We start from the raw sequence: 18,030 nt of genomic DNA, 5'->3' as shown, positions 1-18,030 counted from the left end.
GTCGCGTCGCTTGATGAGCGTTACCAGGCAGCTCCTCCCCTCCCCCTTGTGGGGAGGGGCTGGGGGTGGGGGGCGCGGCCCAACCAAACCCTTACCTTGAAAGGTTTCAGCAAATGACCGACCAGACACGCGAAATTCGCATGCAGGTCATGTGGAACCGGCTGATTTCGGTGGTCGAAGAACAGGCGATGACGCTGCTGCGCACCGCCTTTTCGACGAGCGTGCGCGAGGCGGGCGATCTTTCGGCTGGCGTCTTTGACCCCGATGGCCGGATGCTGGCCCAAGCTGTCACCGGCACACCGGGCCATGTGAACACCATGGCCGAGGCCGTGGGCCATTTTATCGCCGCCATTCCGCGCGACCGGATGTATCCCGGTGATACCTATGTGACCAATGATCCGTGGCTTGGCACCGGGCATTTGCACGACATCACCATGGTCTCGCCCAGTTTCAAGGGCGACCGCCTGGTCGGGTTCTTTGCTTGCACCGCGCATGTGGTCGATGTGGGGGGGCGCGGCTTTGGGGCTGATGGCAAGTCGGTTTACGAGGAAGGCATCCAGATCCCGATCCTGAAGTTCGCTGAACGCGGCGAGGTGAATGAAACCTTGCTGGCGTTCCTGCGATCGAACGTGCGCGAACCGGGGCAGGTGGTGGGGGATTTCTATTCGCTCGCCGCCTGCAACGAGGTCGGCCACCGCCGGCTTATCGACATGATGGCCGAGATCGGGCTGGAAAGCCTGGACGACCTTGGCGCCTTCATCTTCACCCGCACCCGGGCTGCCATGCTGGAGCGGGTCCGCGTCCTGCCGCAGGGCGAATGGTCGAACACGCTGGACACCGACGGCTATGATGCCCCGGTGCGCCTTGCGGCGACGGTGCGGATCGTGGGCGACGTTGTGAATGTTGATTTCACCGGCACCGACGGCGTCAACCCGCGCGGCATCAACGTGCCGATCATCTATTCCAAGGCCTATGCCAGCTATGCGCTGAAATGCGTCGTCGCGCCGGAAATTCCGAACAACTGGGCTTCGCTTGAGGCGTTCACCGTTTCCAGCCCGGAAAACATCCTGAATGCCCCGCGCCCGGCGCCGGTGTCGGTGCGCCATGTCATTGGCCATCTGGTGCCGGATCTGGTGCTGGGGGCCTTGGCCAAGGCGCTGCCGGGCAAGGTGCTGGCAGAAGGCGCGGCGGCCCTGTGGAACATTCACATGTCGGTGCGTCCGGTGGCGGGCGCACAAGGGCGGCGGGCCGAGATTTTGATGTTCAACTCAGGCGGCATGGGCGCGCGACCGGGCTTGGATGGGCTTTCGGCCACGGCCTTTCCCTCGGGCGTAATGACCATGCCGATCGAGGCGACCGAACAGGTCGGCCCCGTGGTGGTCTGGCGCAAGGAATTGCGGCCGGGGTCGGGGGGCGATGGCCAGCATCGCGGCGGGCTGGGCCAGATCATCGAGATTGAGCCCGCGCCCGGGCATGAGTTCGATTTCTCGGCGATGTTCGACCGGGTGAACCATGCGGCCAAGGGCCGGGACGGCGGCAGGGATGGCGCTGCGGGCATCGTGGCGCTGAATGATGGCACCGCGCTGAAACCGAAGGGCTGGCAGCATGTGCCGGCCGGGCGTCGGCTGGTGTTGCATCTGCCGGGCGGGGGCGGGTATGGCGATCCTGCACGGCGGAACGCGGGCGCGCGGGCACTGGATGCGCGTCGGGGCTATGTCACGGAGACCGGGAAATGAGCTACGTCGCAGGCCGCCTAGCAGCGGTGAAACCTTCGGCTTCGATGGCCGCCTCGATGGCTGCCAAGGCGCTTCGGGCGACCGGAGTGGATGTGATCGATCTGGGTCTTGGCGAGCCGGACTTCCCGACCCCCGCCCATGTGGCCGCGGCGGCGCACAAGGCGGCGCTGGCAGGCGAAACGCTGTATACCGCAGCGGCGGGCACCTTGGCCCTGCGCGCCGCCGTTGCAGAAAAGTTCCGGCGGGAAAACGGGTTGGACTATGGCCCGGACGAAATTGTGGTCGCCAACGGAGCCAAGCAGATCATCTTCAACGCGCTGATGGCGACGCTGAACGACGGCGACGAGGTTATCACCCCCGCGCCCTATTTCGTCAGCTATCCTGAAATGGCCAAGCTGTTGGGCGGCGTTCCGGTCATGCCGGTCTGCGGGGTGGAAACCGGTTTCCGCCTGACCCCTGCGGTGCTGGAAGCGGCGATCACGCCCCGCACCAAATGGCTGTTCCTGAACATGCCGGGCAATCCGTCTGGCGCGGTCTATTCGCTGGCCGAATTGCAGGCCTTGGGCGCGGTGTTGGCGCGGCATCCCCAGGTGCTGATCCTGTCGGATGAGATCTATGAACACATCCTGTTCGATGGCCGCCAGTTCGTAAGCTTCGGGCGTGCCTGCCCCGAGCTGAAGGACCGCACGCTGATCGTCAACGGCGTGGCCAAGGCCTATGCCATGACCGGCTGGCGCGTCGGCTATGCGGCGGGGCCCGCGCCCTTGCTGAAAGCGATGAACACCGTGCAAAGCCAATCCGTCACCTCGGTTGCGGCCCCCATGCAAGCGGCGGCGCTGGCGGCACTGACCGGTCCGCAGGACTGCATTCCGACCTTCCGTGCAGCCTTTGAGCGTCGCCGCGATCTGGTGGTGGCCGCTGTGGCCAAGATCCCCGGCCTGACGCTGCCTTCCCCCGAAGGCGCCTTCTACGCCTATATCGGCTGTGCCGATCTGATCGGCAGGCGCACGCCGAAGGGCGAGGTTCTGGCCGATGATACCGCCGTCGTCAGCTATCTTTTGACCGAAGGTCATGTCAGCGCCGTTCCGGGCGCGGCCTATGGCCTGTCGCCGTTCTTCCGCATCTCGACCGCCACGTCGGACGCCGTCCTGACCGAGGCCATGGCCCGCATCGCCCGCGCCGTTGCCGCGCTGGAGCCTGCGAGATGACCGCGCGGTTCGACACGATCCTGATTACCGGCGCCGCGGGTCGCCTTGGCACCGAACTGCGCAAGGGCCTTGCACCTTTGGCCCGCAAACTGCGGCTTGCGGATGTGGCGGCGATTGCCGATCTCAAGCCGAACGAAGAGGCCCTGATCTTCGATCTGGCCGATGAGGCGGCGGCGCATGCGGCTTGTCAGGGCGTTGATGCCATCGTGCATTTCGGCGGCGTACCGTTGGAACGCAGCTGGGACAGCATCCTGAACGCCAATATCCGCGGCAGCTATCACATCTACGAAGGGGCGCGGAAAGCCGGCGTTCGCCGCGTGGTCTATGCCAGTTCCGTGCATGCCATCGGTTATCACCGGTTGGAAGACCAGATCGACGCCAGTGCCGCGCATCGGCCCGACGGGCTTTATGGCCTGTCGAAATGCTTTGTCGAAGACCTTGGCCGGCTTTACTGGGACAAGTTCGGCATCGAGACAGCGGCACTGCGGATCTTTTCCTCTTTCCCCGAACCGGCCGACCGGCGGATGCTGTGGTCTTGGCTGTCGTTTGACGATTGCGTGCGCCTGGTGGCGGCCAGCCTGACGGCCCCGCGTGTCGGCTTTACCGTCGCGCATGGCCTGTCGGACAATGCGGTAAAGCCGGTGGACAACCGGCTTTCGGCGCATCTCGGCTGGCAACCGCAAGACAGCAGCGAACCCTTCCGTGTCGGCCTTGAGGCCAAGTTCCCGCCCCCCGACGCCCGCGCCCCTGCCGTCCAGCATCTGGGCGGCTGGTTTGTCGATCTGGGCCACCCTGATGATGAGGCATCCAAATGAAATCCAGCTATGACGTCGTGATCGTGGGCGGGGCCGTCATCGGCTCGGCCGTGGCCTATTTCCTGATGGCCAACCCGGATTTCAAAGGCTCGGTGCTGATCGTCGAGCGCGACCCGTTCTTCGCCAAGGCCTCGACCTCGCTTTCCGCCGCCTCGATCCGGACGCAGTTTTCCAATGCGATCAATGTGAAGATCAGCCAGTTCGGCACGGATTTCATCCAGAATTTCGCCACCACCATGCAGGTCAAGGGCGAGCCCGCGCCGGATCTGAACTTCCACTCCGGAGGTTATCTGTTCCTTGCCGCGACACCGGACCAGGAGACGGTGTTGCGCGAAAACCATGTGGTCCAGAAATCCTGTGGCGCCGATGTGGTGCTGTGGAACCAGGAGGAACTGGCTCGCGCTTTCCCGCATCTGAATGTCGATGACATCACGCTCGCCTCCTACGGCCAGTCGGGCGAGGGGTGGTTCTCCAACACCGGGCTGATGAACGGCTTCCGCGCCAAGGCGCGCGAGTTGGGCGCGGATTATGTGCATGACGAGGTGGTTGCAATTGGCCGCGACGGCGCGCGCGTGACGTCGGTGACGCTGAAATCCGGCGCGGTGGTGCCGTGCGGGACGGTGGTCAACGCCTCCGGTCCACGCGCGGCGCTGACGGCGCGGATGGCGGGTCTGGATGTGCCGGTGGAACCGCGCAAGCGCACGCTGTTCGTGTTCGACTGCGCCAGAACGCCGGAGGGTTCGGCCACCGTGAACGGCGGTCACCTGCCCCTGATGATTGACACCACGGGCACCTTTTGCCGCCCCGAGGGGCGCTATTTCCTTGCCGGTTGCCCGCCGGTTGAAGACCCCGGCGTCGATTGGGACGACTTCGAGCCGCGTTGGGAAGAGTTCGAGGACATCATCTGGCCGAACCTTGCCAACCGCTCGCCGGGGTTCGAGGCGATCAAGCTGGTCAACCAGTGGGCCGGACACTACGACTTCAACACGCTGGACCATAACCTGATCGTCGGGCGGCATCCCGAGGTGACGAACTTCATCTATGCCAACGGGTTCTCGGGCCATGGCCTTCAGCAAGGCCCCGCCGCCGGGCGCGGAGTTGCGGAGCTGATCACGTATGGCGGTTTCCGGACGCTGGACCTTTCGGAGGTGGGCTATGAACGTATTGTCGAGGGCCGTCCCTTCCTGGAAAAGGCCGTCATCTGATGGCCCCGCCCGACCGCCCGACACGCCTGCCGCCGCTGAACGCGCTGCGCGTGTTTCAGGTGGTCGTGCGGCACCGCAGTTTCCGGGCGGCAGCGGATGAGCTTTTGGTAACACCGCAGGCCGTCAGCCAGCAGATCAAGCTGTTGGAAGACACGCTGGGGCAGGAACTCTTTGCCCGCAAGGGCCGCGCGGTAGAGCCGAACGAACAGGCAATCCTACTTGCCCATTTCGTGCAGGCGGGCTTTGACGAGATGGCCGAGGGCGTGCGCCGGGTGACGAAACTTGGCCTGCGCAGCCGGATCAACGTCAATGCCAGCCCCTATTTTGCCACACGCTATCTCCTCGACCGCTTGGCGCGGTTCCGGGAAATCATGCCGGATGCGGATCTGCGGCTGACCACCATCGTCGACCTGCCGGATTTCGTGCGCGATGATGTCGATGTGGCGATCCAATGGGGCTTTGGCGGCTGGAAGGGGCTGGATCAGGTGCTGCTCTTGCAGGATGTGAAAATCCTGTGCTGCACCCCTGATATGGCGGCCAAGATCAAGACCCCGGCCGACCTGGCAAACCTGCCGCTTCTGCATCCGGTGCTGACCGATCGGTTGTGGGTCTCGGTTCTGGCGCATTTCGGGGTGAATGCGACGGCGGGCAAGGGAGACATTCGCATCGAAGATGCGGCGACGATGCGGCGGGCCACCTTGGCGGGTCTGGGCGTGGGTCTGTTGTCAGAAATTGATGCCGAGGAAGATCTTGTCACCGGCAAGCTGGTCGCCCCCTTCGGCACGCGGCTGATGCACGAGATGCCGGCGCATCTGATCCCGGGGTTCTACATGGTGCTGCCCAAGGCGCATCGGCGGGTCAAGGCGATTGCAGCGTTTTGCGCCTGGGTCGAAGGCGAGAACTGGCAGCAGCCGGTCTGGGAGGAAAGATGAGACAGGCGCCAAACTTCAATGCAATAGTCACCGGAGCCACCAGCGGCATTGGCCGCGCGATTGCGCTTGGCCTTCATGGCGCGGGCTATCAGGTGCTGGCCCTGGGGCGCGACGCAGGCGCGCTGGCCGAATTGCGGTCGGCAGGTCTTCAGGCCGAGGCGCTGGATGTCACCGACCGCGCCGCGGTGGCCGCGCGTCTGGGTGGTTCTGCGCCCGATGTTCTGGTGCTGAACGCAGGCATCATGCCGCCGATGGCCAATTTCTGCGATCAGGCGCAAGACGACATTGACCGCGCGCTGGAGGTGAACCTTTCTGCCGTGATCCACCTGACGCGCACAGTTGCGCCGGGGATGCGGGCGGCGGGCAAGGGGCATATCTTCTTCACCGGATCAACCGCAGGCCATGCGCCCTTTGCCAATCTGGCGGTCTACTGCGCCACCAAGGCCGCGATTGGCGGCTTTGCCCAAGCCTTGCGGCTGGACATGGCCCCGCATGGCGTGCGGGTGACGGAAATTGTCGCGGGCCGGGTGGAAACCGGGCTTTACAAGGATCTTCTGTCACCCGAGGCGCGGGCGGCGATGTATGCGGGCAATTCCGCTGTGCAGCCCAAAGACCTTGCCGACATGGTGCTGGCCACCCTCGCCTTGCCGCAATCGGTCGATGTGGCGCGGTTCGACATTCTTCCAACACATCAGGCGACAGCCACGGGCGGCCAGGGAAAGGGCAAATAAATGCGGGGACTTTCGGTTGTGATCGTCGGCGGCGGTGCGGGTCTGGGCGCGCTTTTGGGCCGCATGGCGGTAGAGCGTGGGGCGACAGCTCTGGGCATCATCGATCTGAACGCCGAGGCCGCCGAGGCTGTTCTGGCCCCCGCCCGCGCGGCAGGCCTCAAGACAGCTTTTGCCGCCTGTGACATCCGCACGGCAGACGCGGCGCATGCTGCCTTTGCCAAGGTGGCCGCTGATCTTGGTGGCGTCGATACGCTCATCAACTCTGCCGCGATCTATCCGCGCAAACCGATCCTTGAGATTTCCGACGCCGATTGGGATGCCTCAAACGCGATCAACGTCAAAGGCACCTATCACATGATGGTCGCCGCCATTCGTCAGATGCAGGGGCAAGATCCCAAGGGTCATGTGCGCGGGCGGATCGTCAACATCACCTCGGTCGACGCCTTCAAGGCCCATCCGCAGAACGCGCATTATGCTGCCACCAAGGCCGCCGTGGTGTCGCTGACGAAATCCATGGCCCATGCGGTGGCCCCCGATGGCATTCTGGTGAATTCGGTCGCGCCCGCTGGCATGGCCACCGAAAAGGCGCGTGAGGCGGGGTTCCTAGGTGAACTTGCCAAGGCCAGCCCCTTGGGTCGCGGCGGCGAGCCCGAGGAGATGGCAGAATGGGTGTTGATGGCCGGTGGTCCGAGGAACACCTATATGACCGGCGAGAACATCATCGTTTCGGGCGGCTATATCTACGCCTGAAGCGTCTTCACGTCAGACCACCACAAAGCCGTGGGCAAAGGGATCACGATCATCGATGAAGATGGTGTTGATCCCGGTTTGCCGCGCCCATCCGGCGATGGAGGGGATGATGGCGGCTTTGCCCGCCACCGTTGCCGCCGCTTCAACCCGTCCGTTGAACAGGCTGCCGATGATCGATTCATGCACAAACGCATCGCCGACGGCCAGTTTGCCCTTGGCCGCCAACTGCGCCATCCGGGCCGAGGTGCCGGTGCCGCAGGGGCTGCGGTCAATCGCCTTGTCGCCATAGAACACCGCATTGCGGGCATGCGCCCCCGCAACGGTCGGCTTGCCGGTCCATTGGATATGGCTCAGGCCCTGAATGGCCGGGTGTTCGGGGTGGATGAATTCGTATTTCTCATTCAGCGCCGCGCGCAACTTGGGCGACCAGCCCACCAACTGCCCCGCCGTATGGTCGGCCATATCGCGGAAATTCTTTTGCGGCTCGACGATGGCATAGAAATTGCCACCATAGGCCACATCGACCACCACCTCACCTAAGCCCTCGACATGGGCGGTCAGCCCTTCGGCGTGGAGGTATGACGGCACATTGGTCAGCCGCACTTCCTCAACAAAGCGGCCCTCTTGCCGATAGGTGATGTCCACCTTGCCCGCAGGCGCGTCGATCGACAGTTTCCCCGGTTCGCGCGGTTGGATCAGCCCGTTTTCGATGGCCATGGTGATGGTGCCAATGGTGCCATGGCCGCACATCGGCAAACAGCCCGAGGTTTCGATAAACAGCACCGCCACATCGCAATCGGGGCGCGTCGGCGGGTAAAGGATGGACCCCGACATCATGTCATGCCCGCGCGGCTCAAACATCAACCCGGTACGCACCCAGTCAAATTCACGCAGGAAATGCGCCCGGCGCTCCAGCATGGTGGCGCCTTCCAGACGCGGCCCGCCACCCGACACCAACCGCACCGGATTGCCGCAAGTATGCCCGTCAAGGCAGGAGAAGGTGTAAACAGCCATGGGTCAGAACCTCCGCGGGCGGATGCCCGCATTTAGAAACGTTGCGGGTTGAACGGGGTCAGGTCGATGGCGGGTGTCTGGCCCGTGACCAGATCGGCCACCAGCCGGGCGGTGCCGACCGATTGGGTCAGGCCCAGATGGCCGTGGCCAAAGGCATAGGTGACGCGACCCGTGGCGCGGGCGCGGCCAATGGCGGGAAGGCTGTCGGGCAAGGACGGGCGGAACCCCATCCATTGCACGCCGCCCGTCGGGTTCAGCCCCGGCAAAAAGGCCTGCGCTTTTTTCAGCATCGCCTCGGAGCGTTTGTAGTTCGGCGGCAGGTTGAGGCCGCCAAGTTCAACCGCGCCGCCCACCCGAACCCCGGTGGAAAGCGGGCTGACGACAAAGCCATGCCCGCCAAAGGTGACCTGCACGCGCAGATCAAAGGCCGTGCCGGGCAGGGTCGTGTTATAGCCGCGCTCGGTTTCCAGCGGAATCTTCTCGCCCAAGGTCCGCGCGATGCGGTGCGAAAACGCCCCCGCCGCCAGCACCACCTGATCGGCGGTGAAGCTCTGCCCCTGAGCCAGCACCTCAACCCCGCCGTCCACAGGGCGCAGGGCGAGAACCTCGGCAATCTCCAACCGCCCGCCATTCGCGCGGAACCGATCAGCCAGCGCCTCGGTGTAAAGTTTGGGGTCGGCGATGGAATACCAGCCGGGGGTAAAGGTGCCGTGGATAAAGCGGGGTGAGAGGCCGGGTTGTAGCGTGGCCATCTCCGCAGGCGTCATATGGTGAAATTCGATCCCATGATCCGCCCGCGCCTGCCAACCCGGCAGGCTGGCGCGAAACTCGGCCTCGGATTCATAGACCTGCAAGTTGCCCTTCTTGCGCAGCATTCCCTCGGTGCCAGTCGCGGCCAAAAAAGGCTCTAACGCGCCTTTAGACAGGTCCATCAGCGCGGTCTGTGCTGCGGTCGATGCCCCCACCCGCGACGGCGCGCAGGCCCGCCAGAACCGGAACATCCACGGCGCGATTTGCAGCGCATAGGCGGGCGGGATGGACAGCGGCCCAAGCGGGTCCAAAAGCCATTTCGGGGCTTTCTTCATCAGACCGGGCGAGGCGAGCGGCAGAATATCGGTAAAGGCAAAGGCCCCGGCGTTGCCCGCCGAAGCGCCTGCCGCCGGGCCTTCCCGGTCGATCACCGTGACGGAAATCCCCCGCGCCTGAAGCGTGAGCGCGGCGGACAAGCCCACCACGCCCGCGCCGATGACGATCACCCCGGTCATGGTTTACGCCGCGTGTTTCTTGTCCAAAGACTTGGACCAATCGGCATACCATGCATTGAACAGCGCGAATTGCTTTTCAACAAAGCCTTGCTGGCTGGGCGACAGCGCATCACCTTCGTTGAAGTGCAGCTTGTAGGCCGCGTCGCCCTTCAGAACCATCATGTGTTTGAAGAACAGCACCAGATCCGGCCCGGCATCGACCTCGGACAGAACCTGCATGGCGCCGTCCAGTTCATAGGCCAACCGCCGTGCGGTCGCATCCCCGGCCATGGCGGCCTTGCACAGCTTGGTCAGATGCAGAACCTCACGCGGGAAGACGTTACCAATCCCGGTGATCGCGCCATCGGCGTTGCAGTTGATGTAGCCGTGATAGACAGCGGTATCGACGCCGATCATCAGTTTGATGTCATCGCCCGCGCTGGTGATCGCCTCACCGGCATAAGACAGATCGGCAAAGCCGCCGAATTCCTTGAAGCCGACAAGGTTCGGGTGTTCGGCCCGGATCTGGTTGAAGAGGTCAGCCTTGGTCGAATAGCCGTAATAGGGGCTGTTGTAGATCACGGCGGGCAGGTTCGGCGCGGCGGCCAGGACGGTTTTGAAATGCAGGCGCTGGGCGGCCACCACGGTACCACGCGACAACAGGCGAGGGATCACCATCAGACCATGGGCGCCCACCTTTTGCGCGTGCGCCGCAATGGCCGCAGCGGTGGCAGTGTTCACCGCGCCCGTGCCGACGACAACCTTGATCCCGGCCTTCACCAGACGTTCGACGCCTTCCATCCGCTCTTCGGTGGTCAGAAGCGGCCAATCGCCCATGGAGCCGCAGTAGACCACGGCGGACATGCCAAGTCCCACAAGCTCCCGCGCCTTTTCGACCAGCTTGTCAAAGTCGGGTTTGCGAGCGGCGGTGCAGGGGGTCATCAGGGCGGGGATGGTGCCGGAGAAGATGTTCGCGTTCATGGGACGGGCTCCTGAAAAGAGGGCGAATCTGCTGGTGATGCAGGCAGTATAACTCTAGTATTTTTCAAGTCGACTAAAATCTGCACCCTCAGAGCGCCGGATGTTGCCGGCGGTCCCGGGCAATCAGTGCCTGGATCTGCGCCACGATCTGATCGGCATGGTCGCGCGCCAGCCGGTCGCATTCCTCGACATCGCGGGCGATGACGGCGGCAATGATTGCCTCATGCTCGACAATGTAGGGATGCGGCAGGCGGGATTCGAAACTGGGGTAGTAGTAAAGCAAAAGGATGCGGCGGCCCTCGTCCAGAAGCCGGGCGAAAAGCTGGCTGTAATAGGGGTTGCCGCCCGCCTCGGCGATGGAGAGGTGGAAATCGCGGTTGGCGGCGATCATCGCCATCGACTCGCCCGCAGCCACCGCGCGCGCAAAGATCGCCTGCCGCTCAAGGATGGTCGTCAGATCGGCGGGCGTGTGGTTGGTGGCGGCGAGCCGCGTCGTCACGCGATACATCAGCGTCATCGCATCGAAGAAATGCGGCAGGTTCAGAAAGTCGATGGGGGCGACGATGGTGGAGCGGTTCGGCAGCATCGACACCAGCCCATCGGCAGCCAGCCGCACCAGCGCCTCGCGAATCGGCGTGCGCGACATGGCAAGACGGTCTGCCAGCGCGGCCTCGTCGATGGTCTCGCCGGGGGCGAGGGTCAGGCTCAGGATCTCATCGCGTAACGTGTCATAGACCAGCCTTGCCCCCGATCCGCGCTTGCGGTCGGTCTGGTCGCCGTCGGTCTGATCTGCCATTGCCTTGCACCCCTTCTGATCCCGCTCAGGAATACCCCGAGCAAGGGACAATGCAAGCTGCTTGCCCGAAGGCGCCCTGTTGTTTTGCCATGTCGCATTTTGTCCCGTTCGCTTCGCCTCGGGGGCTGTTGCGGCGGCCGATTTGCCTGCTTTTAAGGGGGGTATCGGCCCAAAAGGAGCAAGACATGTCGGACCTTTCCATTCGAACGGCACGAGCAGGTGGTCGCGGCGCGCGCAGGGCAATGAGGGCGGCTCCGGACTTCGAGATGCTGCCCAGCCTGAAACGCGGCTTGCCGGAATGCGAGCCGATGACGCCCGAACAGGTGCGCCGGATCGACGAGGCGTCGATGGCCATTCTGGAAGAAGTCGGGGTGATCTTCCGCGACGAGATTGCGCTGGCCGACTGGAAGCGGGCAGGCGCAAAGGTGGTGGGCGAGCGGGTCTATCTTGACCGCCATCTGGTGCGCGAGCTGATTTCCACCATCCCCTCGGGCTGGTCCTACCGGGCGCGCAACCCGGAGAAAAGCCTGCCCTTCGGCGGCAAGCATTCGATCTTCGTACCGATGACCGGCGCACCGTTCATCCGCGATCTCGATGATGTGCGGCGCTGGCCGACGATTGCCGACCTGAACATGTTCCACAAGCTGGCGCACATGTCGCCGGCGCTGCATTCCACCGCCCATCACATCGTGGAGCCGATGGACATCAAGGTGTCGCACCGGCACCTTCACATCACCTATTCGTCGATGAAGCACTCCGACAAGACCTTCATGGGCATGACCACCAGCGGCAAGAACGCCGAGGATGTCATGGCGATGTGCGAGATCCTGTTCGGTCGTGAGGCGATGGAAGAAACCCCCGTCACCACCGGCAACTGCAACGGCAACTCGCCGCTTGTCTGGGACGAAACCATGCTGTCGGCGATGCGCGCCTTCGTAAAGCGCAAGCAGCCGGTTCTGTGCTCGCCCTTCGTTCTTGGCGGGGCGAACACTCCGGCGTCGGTTGCCCCCGCCGTCGCACAACTGAATGCCGAGGCGCTGTCGGCGCTGGCCTATACGCAGGTCATCCGCAAGGGCGCCCCGGCGATCTATGGGCATTACCTTTCCACTGTCAGCATGAAGTCCGGCGCTCCGATGGCGGGGACGCCCGAGATTTCCCTCATGAACTTCATGATCGGCCAGATGGCGCGGTTCTATGGCGTGCCGTGGCGGACTTCGAACCTGCTGGGCGGGGCCAAGACCTTTGACGCGCAGGCCGGCTACGAGTCCGCCATGACGATGAACGCCGTGCTGCACGCGGGGGCCAACTACATCTGGCATTCGGCGGGCTGGAATGAGGCCGGGATGCATTGCTCCACCGCGAAATTCGTGGTCGATGCCGAGATGTGCGCCATGGGCTACCGTATGGCCGAAGGCCCGCGCTGGGACGACTTCGACGAGGCGATGGGCGCAGTGCGCGATGTCGGCCCCGGCGGGCATTACCTTGGCCATCCGCATACGCTGGAAAACTTTGAACGCGCCTTCTTCATGCCGAAGATGTTCGACAACAATTCCATCGAACAATGGCAGGCCGAAGGCTCGGTCGAGATCACCGAACGCGCGCTGACCCACGCGAAAAAGCTCTTGGCCGACTACGAGGAGCCGAAGCTGGACGACGGCGTGAACGAGGCGCTTCTGGATTACATCGCCCGGCGTGAACGCGAGATTCCGGCGGTGGACGAGCTGAACACCGAACACTGATCTCCCTGTGACTGGCCGCCCTTCGGGGCGGCCATTTTTTCTGGCCTGAGCGGTAAAAGTAGAGCGATCACTCTACTTTTCCTTTGCATAGGTAGAGTGATCGCTCTACCATCGTGCCATGAACACCAAACAACGAATCGCATCCGATCTGGAACGCAGCTTCGCCAGCCTCGGCTTTGCCGAGCAGGGGGTCGAGGCCTTGCGCGGGCAGGCTGACGTCTCCTTGCGCACACTTTACAAGCACTTCCCCTCGCGCGAGGCGATGATCATCGGCGCGTTGCAACACCGCGATGCGGCCTATGCCGAATGGCTGGCGGGCGGGCCTGCAGACGGCGCGGCGCATGTGCTGCACCCCTTGGTGCGCCTTGGCGACTGGCTGGGCGAGGTGGCCAACACCGGCTGTCTGTTCCTGAACGCCTGGGCGGAATATCCCGACAGCGTGGCGATTGCCGCGGTGGTCAAGGATCACAAGGCCCGTCTGGCCGACGAGTTCCGCCTGCGTCTGGCCCATGTTGCGCCGGGGCAGGATACCGGCCATCTCGCCGAAACCCTGTTTCTCCTGCACGAAGGCATGACGCAGGCCGCCCGGCTGCAGGGCCGCGAGATTGCCTATGAGGCGGCCATGCATGCCGCGCGCGCCGCGCTGGCCGCCGCCAATATCCGCTGACCCAGAGGCTTTCATGAAGATCACCGAAGTCCACATCTACGCCCATGACCTGCCGGTCAAGAACGGCCCCTACCGCATGGCGATGACCGAGGTCTGGACCCTGCCGACGACGCTGGTGAAGCTTGTCTCGGATACCGGACATGTCGGCTGGGGCGAAACCTGCCCAGTCGGCTCGACCTATGCCGAAATGCATGTGGGTGGCGCGCGCGCCGCCTTGCAGGCGATGGCGCCCGGCCTGATCGGGGCCGAGGTCGCCCCGGTCCTGCTGCACGCCCGGATGGACGCGCTTCTGAACGGCCATAACTATGCCAAGGCCGCCATCGACATTGCCGCCCATGACCTCATGGCGCGCGCCCTTGGTGTTTCGGTCGCAACACTGCTGGGCGGGGCGCTGACCGACCGGGTGCCCTCCTATTATTCCACCATCGTCGGCAGCCCCGACGAGACCGCCCGCATCGCTGCCGAAAAGGCCGCCGAGGGCTATCCGCGCCTGCAGATCAAGGTCGGCGGCCGCCCGGTGGAGATCGACATCGAAACCGTCCGCAAGGTCTGGGAAGCAATCCGCGGTACAGGCGTACGCATGGCGGTGGACGGCAACCGCAGCCTGATCACCCGCGATGCGCTGACGCTCAGCCGCGAATGCTCCGACATCCCCTTCATCATGGAGCAGCCCTGCAACACGGTCGAGGATCTGCAGAAGATCCGCCCGCAGGTTCGCCACGGCATCTACATGGACGAAAACAGCGTCAACCTGAACACCGTGATCTCTGCCGTCGGCACCGGGCTGGTGGATGGCTTTGGCATGAAGGTGACGCGTATCGGCGGTTTGCACCCGATGCGGATCTTCCGTGACATCTGCGCCGTGCGCAACCTGCCGCACACCTGCGACGACAGTTGGGGCGGTGACATCATTGCGGCCGCCTGCACTCATGTCGGGGCAACCGTGCATCCGCGGCTCATGGAAGGCGCCTGGCTGGCGCAACCCTATATCGAGGGCAATTACGACAGCCGCAACGGCGTGAAGATCGAGGGCGGGCACATCAGGCTGCCCGCCGGCCCCGGTCTGGGCGTGGTGCCCGACGAGGGGATTTTCGGCAATCCGGTTCTGTCATTCGGCTGAGGGTAAGAGAAGATGAGCGATCTGAAGGGAAAGAAGGCGCTGGTCACTGGGGCCGCGGGCGGCATCGGTGCCGCGGTGGTGCGCGCACTGCGGGCGCGCGGCGCGCAGGTCGCGGTGGCGGACCGCGATGTCTCGGGGATTGAGGCGGAAGCCCATCTGCCGGGCAATCTTCTGGAAGCGGCCTATGCCGATGGCCTGCCGGCGGCGGCAAAGGCGGCGCTTGGCGGGCTGGACATCGTCGTCAATAACGCCGGCGTCATCACGCGCGGCAAGGTGGACGAGACCACCGATGCCGACTGGGACCTCTCGGTCGGGGTGAACGTGCAGGCGCCGTTCCGCATCTGCCGCGCCGCCATTCCGCTTCTGCCGCCCGGATCGGCCATCGTCAACGTCGCCTCCTGCTGGGGGCTGCGCCCTGGTCCCGGCCATGCGGTTTACTGCATGACCAAGGCGGCGATTGCCTCGCTGACGCAGTGCATGGGCATGGATCATGCCGACAAGGGTATTCGCATCAACGCGGTTGCACCGAACGAGGTGAACACGCCGATGCTGCGCACCGGCTTTGCCAAGCGCGGCTTTGACCCGGATACCGCCGTGGCGGAACTGGGCAAGACGGTGCCCTTGGGCCGGATTGCCGAACCCGAGGATATCGCCGATGTCATCCTGTTCCTCGCCTCGGACGCCGCGCGCTACATGGTCGGCACGGTGGTCGAGGTGAACGGCGGGAAGCCTGTCAAATGAGCCGTTTTGCTGGGGAAACCGCCCTTGTGACCGGCGGGCGGTCTGGCATCGGGCAAGCGATTGCCCGGCGTCTGGCATCAGAAGGCGCGCGGGTGTTCACCGCCCAGCGGGGGCCGGATGCCGAGTTTGCAGGCATTGAGGCCGACTTCACCGACACCGCCAGCCCGGAAAAGGTGGTGGCTGAGGTAGTCGCCCGCGCCGGCCGTCTGGATGTGCTGGTCAACAACGCGGGCATGATGCAGGAAGCCCGCGTCGAGGACATGAGCCTTGCCGATTGGGAGCGGAATATCCGGGTGAACCTGACGGCCCCGTTCCTGTTCATCAAGGCGGCCATGCCGCATCTGCGCGCCGCAAAGGGCGCCATCGTCAACATCGGCTCGATCGAGGGGCTGGGGTCGAACCCGGCCCACGCGGCCTACTCAGCGTCCAAGGCCGGCCTGCACGGGTTGACGCGCGCCGTGGCGGTGGACGAATCGACCAGCGTGCGCTGCAATGCGGTCGCGCCGGGCTGGATCGACACCGAGCTGAACGAAGCCTTCGTCGAGGCCATGCCCGATCCGGCCGCCTTCCGCGCCAACATCGGCCGCATTCACCCGGTCGGGCGCACCGGCAAGCCCGAGGAAGTCGCGGCACTGGTGGCATGGCTGGCCTCGGAGGAGGCGGGCTTTGTCACCGGGCAGGTCTGGACGGTGGACGGCGGGCGGATGGCCAAGCTCAGCCTGCCCTGACCTCAGGGCGCCAGCCCCAATGCTTGCAGCGCAAGCGCGGTACGGCGTTGCAGGTCGGGAACCGCCCGGTCGAGCGTCAGCCATTCGGCAAGCGGCATCATGCGCCAGAACTGACCCTCGCTGCCAAACCGGATGGCGGCGACATCCTGCGGGGCAAGGTGACCGACGAAAAAGGCCGCCATCTTGCCCGGTGTGTGCAGGGTCGGAAAGGTCGCGCGCCAGACCAGATGCGACGACGACAGGTGCAGGCCGAATTCTTCGTGGACCTCGCGAAACAGTCCCTGTTCGGCGGTTTCTGACGTTTCCAGACCGCCGCCGGGCAGATCCCAATGGCCGGGCCACGGCAGGCCGGGCTTGTCGTCGCGCAGATAGGTCAGGATGGTGCCGCCGCACAGAAGCGCCGCCTTGGCGCCGATGACGTCAGTCATTGATGTCCTTGTGCCAGATCTTCGCCTGCCCCTTCGTCACCCCGACAACCCGGCGCAGGATGAGCCAGGTGATCAGTGACAGGACGGCAAAGACCATGAGCAGCAAGGGCAACGAGCCGCCCAACACGCCAAAACCCAGAAGCACCCCGGTCAGCAGCGCCCCCATGGCAAAGCCAAGGAAGATGTAGCCGGGCGCAAGGATTTCCAGCACCCCCAGCGCGAAGCCCGCCACGATCCAGACCCACCAGACATTCCACATCTTACCCGCGCCCTTTCAGCATCTTGAAAGCGTCGCCAAAGGCCTCAAGCGCATTGGCCGGCACCAGAATGGTCTGCTTGCCCTGACCCGAGGCCACCGCCTGCAAGGCCTCCACCTGCTTGAGTGCCACCTGAAACTGCGCTGCCTCCAGCCCGTTCTCCTTGATCGCCCCGGCAATGACGCCGGTGGCATAGGCTTCAGCATCGGCGGTGATGCGGCGGGCCTTGGCCTGTTGCTCGGCGGCGTAAAGGTCGGCATCCGAGGCCAGCTCGACGGCGCGCTTCTTGCCCTCGGCTTCCATCACCTGTGCGCGGCGGGCGCGTTCGGCGTTCAACTGCTGCAGCATGGCGTGGCGGGTGGCTTCATCCAACGCGACGTCAAGGATCTCGGCGCGTGTCACCTCGACGCCCCAGTCATCGACCATGGCCTTCACATGTTCGCGCACGCGGTCGATCAGTTGCGCGCGGTTCGACTGCACCTGATCCAGTTCCAGCTTGCCGATCTCCGACCGGACGATGCCCGCAACCGTGGTGGCAATGGCGGCATCGACATCGCGGATGCGGTAGACGGTCTTTTCCGGCTCGGTCACCCGGTAGAACACGCTGGTTTCCACCTGCAACAGCACGTTGTCGGCGGTGATGGCATCCTGCCGGGCATTGGGCAGCTGACGTTCAAGAATGGAAACCTTGTGCGCCACGCGGTCCAGGAAGGGCACGGTAAAGTTGATCCCCGGCCCCAGAACGGCGCGGAGGCGGCCGAAACGCTCGACGACGAATTTCTCCGATTGCGGCACGATGCGCACCGCCTTGAAAATCGCGACAATGATGAACAGCGCGATGGCGAGGTAAACCGCACCGCTGCCGGCAATCTGTTGGAAATTCATTTCGGCCTCCCCTAAATTTGCCGTCAGGATGAGCGGGAAGGGGGCGGCGCGCA

19 protein-coding genes are annotated in these 18,030 nt (G+C 64.3%); 12 read left to right on the top strand and 7 right to left on the bottom strand.

Annotated features, from left to right (window positions below; genetic code table 11):
- Window positions 1-113: 113 nt before the first annotated feature.
- The 7 genes from G4Z14_RS08010 to G4Z14_RS07980 are packed head-to-tail and all read left to right on the top strand — an operon-like array spanning window position 114 to window position 7,377.
- The gene (locus tag G4Z14_RS08010; RefSeq protein WP_164624496.1) at window positions 114-1,736 is read left to right on the top strand and encodes a hydantoinase B/oxoprolinase family protein; all 1,623 of its coding nucleotides are present in this window, start codon (window positions 114-116) and stop codon (window positions 1,734-1,736) included.
- Window positions 1,733-2,944 (top strand): pyridoxal phosphate-dependent aminotransferase, encoded by a 1,212-nt coding sequence (locus G4Z14_RS08005; RefSeq protein ID WP_164624494.1) that lies wholly within the window; start codon window positions 1,733-1,735, stop codon window positions 2,942-2,944. Before G4Z14_RS08010 ends, G4Z14_RS08005 begins: the two co-directional genes overlap by 4 nt.
- Complete coding sequence (locus G4Z14_RS08000) at window positions 2,941-3,759, top strand: NAD-dependent epimerase/dehydratase family protein (RefSeq protein WP_164624492.1); 819 nt, start codon at window positions 2,941-2,943, stop codon at window positions 3,757-3,759. Before G4Z14_RS08005 ends, G4Z14_RS08000 begins: the two co-directional genes overlap by 4 nt.
- Window positions 3,756-4,964, top strand: coding sequence for an NAD(P)/FAD-dependent oxidoreductase (locus G4Z14_RS07995; RefSeq protein ID WP_164624489.1), 1,209 nt, complete (start codon window positions 3,756-3,758; stop codon window positions 4,962-4,964). Before G4Z14_RS08000 ends, G4Z14_RS07995 begins: the two co-directional genes overlap by 4 nt.
- A complete protein-coding gene (locus G4Z14_RS07990) occupies window positions 4,964-5,896 on the top strand; it encodes a LysR substrate-binding domain-containing protein (protein ID WP_164624486.1) in 933 nt (310 codons plus the stop codon). The genes G4Z14_RS07995 and G4Z14_RS07990 overlap by 1 nt, the downstream gene beginning before the upstream one ends.
- On the top strand, window positions 5,893-6,627 hold the full coding sequence (locus G4Z14_RS07985) for an SDR family oxidoreductase (RefSeq protein WP_164624484.1): 735 nt from the start codon (window positions 5,893-5,895) through the stop codon (window positions 6,625-6,627). The genes G4Z14_RS07990 and G4Z14_RS07985 overlap by 4 nt, the downstream gene beginning before the upstream one ends.
- On the top strand, window positions 6,628-7,377 hold the full coding sequence (locus tag G4Z14_RS07980) for an SDR family NAD(P)-dependent oxidoreductase (protein WP_164624481.1): 750 nt from the start codon (window positions 6,628-6,630) through the stop codon (window positions 7,375-7,377).
- A 12-nt stretch (window positions 7,378-7,389) separates the two neighbouring features.
- Here G4Z14_RS07980 and G4Z14_RS07975 read toward each other — a convergent pair whose 3' ends face one another.
- From G4Z14_RS07975 to G4Z14_RS07960, 4 genes are all read right to left on the bottom strand, one after another.
- Window positions 7,390-8,391, bottom strand: a complete 1,002-nt coding sequence (locus G4Z14_RS07975) for a 4-hydroxyproline epimerase (protein ID WP_164624479.1) — start codon at window positions 8,389-8,391, stop codon at window positions 7,390-7,392.
- Between the two features lie 32 nt (window positions 8,392-8,423).
- Window positions 8,424-9,656 carry an NAD(P)/FAD-dependent oxidoreductase gene (locus G4Z14_RS07970; protein WP_164624477.1) on the bottom strand — a complete coding sequence of 411 codons (1,233 nt, stop codon included), beginning with the start codon at window positions 9,654-9,656 and terminating at the stop codon, window positions 8,424-8,426.
- 3 nt (window positions 9,657-9,659) lie between these two features.
- Window positions 9,660-10,616, bottom strand: a complete 957-nt coding sequence (locus G4Z14_RS07965; RefSeq protein WP_164624475.1) for a dihydrodipicolinate synthase family protein — start codon at window positions 10,614-10,616, stop codon at window positions 9,660-9,662.
- 88 nt (window positions 10,617-10,704) lie between these two features.
- Window positions 10,705-11,412: a GntR family transcriptional regulator gene (locus G4Z14_RS07960; RefSeq protein ID WP_164624473.1), complete on the bottom strand. Its 708-nt coding sequence runs from the start codon at window positions 11,410-11,412 to the stop codon at window positions 10,705-10,707.
- 185 nt (window positions 11,413-11,597) lie between these two features.
- Between G4Z14_RS07960 and G4Z14_RS07955 the strand changes: the two genes are divergently transcribed.
- From G4Z14_RS07955 to G4Z14_RS07935, 5 genes are all read left to right on the top strand, one after another.
- The gene (locus tag G4Z14_RS07955; protein WP_164624471.1) at window positions 11,598-13,151 is read left to right on the top strand and encodes a trimethylamine methyltransferase family protein; all 1,554 of its coding nucleotides are present in this window, start codon (window positions 11,598-11,600) and stop codon (window positions 13,149-13,151) included.
- Between the two features lie 118 nt (window positions 13,152-13,269).
- Window positions 13,270-13,818, top strand: coding sequence for a TetR/AcrR family transcriptional regulator (locus G4Z14_RS07950; protein WP_164624470.1), 549 nt, complete (start codon window positions 13,270-13,272; stop codon window positions 13,816-13,818).
- A gap of 13 nt (window positions 13,819-13,831) precedes the next feature.
- The gene (locus G4Z14_RS07945; protein ID WP_164624468.1) at window positions 13,832-14,938 is read left to right on the top strand and encodes a mandelate racemase/muconate lactonizing enzyme family protein; all 1,107 of its coding nucleotides are present in this window, start codon (window positions 13,832-13,834) and stop codon (window positions 14,936-14,938) included.
- 12 nt (window positions 14,939-14,950) lie between these two features.
- Window positions 14,951-15,679, top strand: coding sequence for an SDR family NAD(P)-dependent oxidoreductase (locus G4Z14_RS07940; RefSeq protein WP_164624466.1), 729 nt, complete (start codon window positions 14,951-14,953; stop codon window positions 15,677-15,679).
- On the top strand, window positions 15,676-16,407 hold the full coding sequence (locus tag G4Z14_RS07935) for an SDR family NAD(P)-dependent oxidoreductase (protein ID WP_164624464.1): 732 nt from the start codon (window positions 15,676-15,678) through the stop codon (window positions 16,405-16,407). Before G4Z14_RS07940 ends, G4Z14_RS07935 begins: the two co-directional genes overlap by 4 nt.
- Window positions 16,408-16,409: 2 nt before the next feature.
- On the opposite strand, the gene G4Z14_RS07930 is transcribed toward G4Z14_RS07935, so the two are convergent.
- The 3 genes from G4Z14_RS07930 to G4Z14_RS07920 are packed head-to-tail and all read right to left on the bottom strand — an operon-like array spanning window position 16,410 to window position 17,977.
- Entirely contained in the window at window positions 16,410-16,835 is a 426-nt protein-coding gene (locus G4Z14_RS07930) for an NUDIX hydrolase (RefSeq protein ID WP_164624462.1), read from the bottom strand.
- Complete coding sequence (locus G4Z14_RS07925; RefSeq protein ID WP_164624460.1) at window positions 16,828-17,094, bottom strand: NfeD family protein; 267 nt, start codon at window positions 17,092-17,094, stop codon at window positions 16,828-16,830. The genes G4Z14_RS07930 and G4Z14_RS07925 overlap by 8 nt, the downstream gene beginning before the upstream one ends.
- A 1-nt stretch (window position 17,095) precedes the next feature.
- Window positions 17,096-17,977 carry an SPFH domain-containing protein gene (locus G4Z14_RS07920; protein WP_164624458.1) on the bottom strand — a complete coding sequence of 294 codons (882 nt, stop codon included), beginning with the start codon at window positions 17,975-17,977 and terminating at the stop codon, window positions 17,096-17,098.
- Window positions 17,978-18,030: the final 53 nt, after the last annotated feature.

Origin of the sequence: Tabrizicola oligotrophica, from assembly GCF_011008935.1 — a bacterium.
GTDB lineage: Bacteria > Pseudomonadota > Alphaproteobacteria > Rhodobacterales > Rhodobacteraceae > Tabrizicola_A > Tabrizicola_A oligotrophica.
Note: the sequence above shows the minus strand (reverse complement) of the source record. Positions and strands in the feature narration are given on the sequence as shown.

Excerpts from the sequence above, each read along its gene's own strand:
- G4Z14_RS07940 (WP_164624466.1), top strand. The coding sequence starts at position 14,951 with ATGAGCGATCTGAAGGGAAAGAAGGCGCTGGTCACTGGGGCCGCGGGC.
- G4Z14_RS08005 (WP_164624494.1), top strand. The coding sequence starts at position 1,733 with ATGAGCTACGTCGCAGGCCGCCTAGCAGCGGTGAAACCTTCGGCTTCG.
- G4Z14_RS07920 (WP_164624458.1), bottom strand. The coding sequence starts at position 17,977 with ATGAATTTCCAACAGATTGCCGGCAGCGGTGCGGTTTACCTCGCCATC.
- G4Z14_RS07930 (WP_164624462.1), bottom strand. The coding sequence starts at position 16,835 with ATGACTGACGTCATCGGCGCCAAGGCGGCGCTTCTGTGCGGCGGCACC.
- G4Z14_RS07975 (WP_164624479.1), bottom strand. The coding sequence starts at position 8,391 with ATGGCTGTTTACACCTTCTCCTGCCTTGACGGGCATACTTGCGGCAAT.
- G4Z14_RS08000 (WP_164624492.1), top strand. The coding sequence starts at position 2,941 with ATGACCGCGCGGTTCGACACGATCCTGATTACCGGCGCCGCGGGTCGC.
- G4Z14_RS07960 (WP_164624473.1), bottom strand. The coding sequence starts at position 11,412 with ATGGCAGATCAGACCGACGGCGACCAGACCGACCGCAAGCGCGGATCG.
- G4Z14_RS07955 (WP_164624471.1), top strand. The coding sequence starts at position 11,598 with ATGTCGGACCTTTCCATTCGAACGGCACGAGCAGGTGGTCGCGGCGCG.
- G4Z14_RS07985 (WP_164624484.1), top strand. The coding sequence starts at position 5,893 with ATGAGACAGGCGCCAAACTTCAATGCAATAGTCACCGGAGCCACCAGC.
- G4Z14_RS07945 (WP_164624468.1), top strand. The coding sequence starts at position 13,832 with ATGAAGATCACCGAAGTCCACATCTACGCCCATGACCTGCCGGTCAAG.
- G4Z14_RS08010 (WP_164624496.1), top strand. The coding sequence starts at position 114 with ATGACCGACCAGACACGCGAAATTCGCATGCAGGTCATGTGGAACCGG.
- G4Z14_RS07925 (WP_164624460.1), bottom strand. The coding sequence starts at position 17,094 with ATGTGGAATGTCTGGTGGGTCTGGATCGTGGCGGGCTTCGCGCTGGGG.
- G4Z14_RS07990 (WP_164624486.1), top strand. The coding sequence starts at position 4,964 with ATGGCCCCGCCCGACCGCCCGACACGCCTGCCGCCGCTGAACGCGCTG.
- G4Z14_RS07950 (WP_164624470.1), top strand. The coding sequence starts at position 13,270 with ATGAACACCAAACAACGAATCGCATCCGATCTGGAACGCAGCTTCGCC.
- G4Z14_RS07970 (WP_164624477.1), bottom strand. The coding sequence starts at position 9,656 with ATGACCGGGGTGATCGTCATCGGCGCGGGCGTGGTGGGCTTGTCCGCC.
- G4Z14_RS07995 (WP_164624489.1), top strand. The coding sequence starts at position 3,756 with ATGAAATCCAGCTATGACGTCGTGATCGTGGGCGGGGCCGTCATCGGC.
- G4Z14_RS07980 (WP_164624481.1), top strand. The coding sequence starts at position 6,628 with ATGCGGGGACTTTCGGTTGTGATCGTCGGCGGCGGTGCGGGTCTGGGC.
- G4Z14_RS07965 (WP_164624475.1), bottom strand. The coding sequence starts at position 10,616 with ATGAACGCGAACATCTTCTCCGGCACCATCCCCGCCCTGATGACCCCC.
- G4Z14_RS07935 (WP_164624464.1), top strand. The coding sequence starts at position 15,676 with ATGAGCCGTTTTGCTGGGGAAACCGCCCTTGTGACCGGCGGGCGGTCT.